At 62.2% G+C, this 2,421-nt stretch carries 4 protein-coding genes; 1 reads left to right on the top strand and 3 read right to left on the bottom strand.

Annotated elements, in window-relative coordinates:
* Positions 1–686: formylglycine-generating enzyme family protein (locus ACW7G5_RS14720; RefSeq protein WP_457005758.1), on the top strand; the 686-nt coding region annotated here is incomplete at its 5' end.
* A 374-nt stretch (positions 687–1,060) separates the two neighbouring features.
* Here the strand turns inward: ACW7G5_RS14720 and ACW7G5_RS14715 are convergent.
* The 3 genes from ACW7G5_RS14715 to ACW7G5_RS14705 all read right to left on the bottom strand — a co-directional run.
* Positions 1,061–2,053, bottom strand: coding sequence for a DUF6708 domain-containing protein (locus ACW7G5_RS14715; protein ID WP_457005756.1), 993 nt, complete (start codon positions 2,051–2,053; stop codon positions 1,061–1,063).
* Positions 2,050–2,232: a hypothetical protein gene (locus tag ACW7G5_RS14710; RefSeq protein WP_457005755.1), complete on the bottom strand. Its 183-nt coding sequence runs from the start codon at positions 2,230–2,232 to the stop codon at positions 2,050–2,052. Before ACW7G5_RS14710 ends, ACW7G5_RS14715 begins: the two co-directional genes overlap by 4 nt.
* A 9-nt stretch (positions 2,233–2,241) precedes the next feature.
* Positions 2,242–2,421 (bottom strand): hypothetical protein (locus tag ACW7G5_RS14705; protein WP_457005753.1); only part of this gene is annotated, 180 nt, incomplete at its 5' end.

Here is a 2,421-nt window from a genome sequence, read left to right as displayed (position 1 = left end):
ACACCCGACATCGTGAGCTATCGTTGATCGGCACCGATTTGATCTCTGCTGATGTAACTCACGGCGGTGAAACCTCCCATATTGAATACCACTCTGTGGAGAGCCGTTACCCGGGCTACAACGCACAGGTCACTTGGCAGCAGGCACATGACTACTGCGCATGGCTGGCGGATATCTCCGGCCAGCCGTTTGCCCTGCCCACCGAGGCGCAATGGGAGTACACCGCCCGCTCCGGCGGCAAGCCCTACGCCTTCGGTATCGCCAACCCGCGCGCGGACAAGGTGGACCCGGCAGCTCTTGAACATGACATGGCGAGAATTGCCGCCGAGCGCGCCGGCGCCAACGAAACATCGAACCGTCCGAGTGGTGTTTACGGCCCCAATCCAGCGGGACTGTACGACTTCATCGCCTTCGGCAAGGAATGGGTCAACGACTGGTATGCACGCTATCCCAACCCGACGCCCAAGCACCCGGTGCACAATCCCACTGGCCCTGCGAGCGGTACCGAGAAGGTCGTACGAGCCAGTGCCACCGGCAGCTGGACCGTCCTGGACCGCTTTGGGTGGGGGAAGGACTATGAACTCTACGATGACGATGACGACAACATCAACGACAAGCGCCAGTCGGACGGCGTCGTAAGGACCGTCGCTTTCCGCTGCGTGGTCAACGCACCCCGCTGGAAATAACCACTATCCCGTTTAACGGGAATGATCCCTCGGCTTACGCCATGCGCGTGTCGCCCTGTTGCCACCAGGGGTTTTCCATCCACGCCACATGCGTTCCATTTTGCATCCGGTACGCGAACGCCCGGTTGGGGACGGTATAGAACCCCGGGGTCGGTGCGGTCTTGAGTTGGTGCAATTCCGCCAAGCGTCCCTGTCCCAGCAGCTCACCCACGAACGTATCCCATCCAGCGGCGAGACCTGCCCGTGCGGCTCGCCGTCCACCGACGAAGGCCGCAGGCCAAGACTGCGATAGTCCCAACTGACACAAGAGCATGCGTTGTCTGAAAGCGCTCGCCGAATATGCGCGTGGATCGCGTGCCAAGGATCCGTCCTGCTCAGCCTTCCTTCAACGCAATGTCCTGCAGCTGCGCATCGGTTAGCGGTGGGCCGCCCAGGCTGGCCTGCACCTCCGGCGACCATGCCGGCTCGCGCTTCATCCGGAAGCTCAGGTAGCGCACCAGCCCCATGTAGGCCGTCAGCGGCAGGAACGGCAGTGCGGCGATCCCGAGCAGCCACATCCCTGGGCCGTGGCGCCGGTTCTCCTCGCTGCCTGGACCGAACAGCGGCTGGAACAGCCAGAACGATTCCCAAAAACCCACGCCGAAGTCCTCGTACAGGCGGTCGTACACCGTCCATGCCGGACCTTCGCCCTGCATGAAGCGGCGGATGTGTTCCCAACGCTCCACCGGCGATTCCAGATCGCCGTAGCCGATGCTCGGCCCCACCCCGAACCGCTGCAACACCGTCGCACTGCCCGGCGCGTCCGTCACCGCGAACACCAGTCCCGATTCACGCCGCGGCACCTGCCCGGTGAAAATCGTGTACTGCACCACCTCCCCCCGCACGCACGACCAGTCGTAGCTCCGCACCTCGAACCGCGTGCGACCCCACAGCTTCCACCCCCATTGCCACCACGGCAGGCCCTTGTCCACGAAGACGCAGACCTTGCCCAGGGCACGATTGACCAACACGGGGGCGTAGCGGAAGCCGACCCAGTCGACCTGAATAAAAACCAAACAAACAAAGAAAACAAAAAGATTAATCACCCCTAAGAACCAGTACCCAACGGAGAAAGCAGAAATGAAAACCCAGGGCAACAACAACGCACCTAGAATTCCGAAGGAACTAAGGTGGCCACGCATCGCGCCCATTTGATCCACGAACGCCAGCGCATTCGGATACACCCGCATCACACCATCCCAGGTGCGGGCCACCTTCCCGGCTGGCTCGCTTGGCAGCGGCAGCAGCAGCACCGCCTGCGAGTTGGGCGGCGACAGACCAACCTCGGCCTGCACTCCGGTCTGAACGTTTCGGGTCTCGGTATTCAACCTGCTTTCCACACTTCGGCCTGGGCGATGGGGTCGTTCTCGCCTTTGTTGTGCAACGCGAACACCAGCCGAACGGCCTGGTACTTGCGGTCGTTGATCTCGCGCTCAATGGCCAGCACGCCCGTCGCCAGCAGTTCATCGTCCAGGCCGTGCGCGCCCCATGCGTCCGGATTGTCCATCTGGGTGCCTCAGAAACGGCCTTCGGTGTTCTTGTGCCTGCCGAAGAAGCTGCGGTCGAGAAATTTCTCATTCTCGTCGTGCTCCAGGCTGGCCGCATAGAGGGCCCAGGCTACACCGACGATGAACAATACGATGCCCACGCCTGTGGCGGAGGCACCGATCAAGGCTGCTGCCGAGGTGCGCAAAAG

Source organism: Luteimonas sp. A501 (assembly GCF_054052085.1).
The sequence above is the reverse complement of the archived record's forward strand: the minus strand, read 5'-3'. Positions and strand labels throughout refer to the sequence as shown.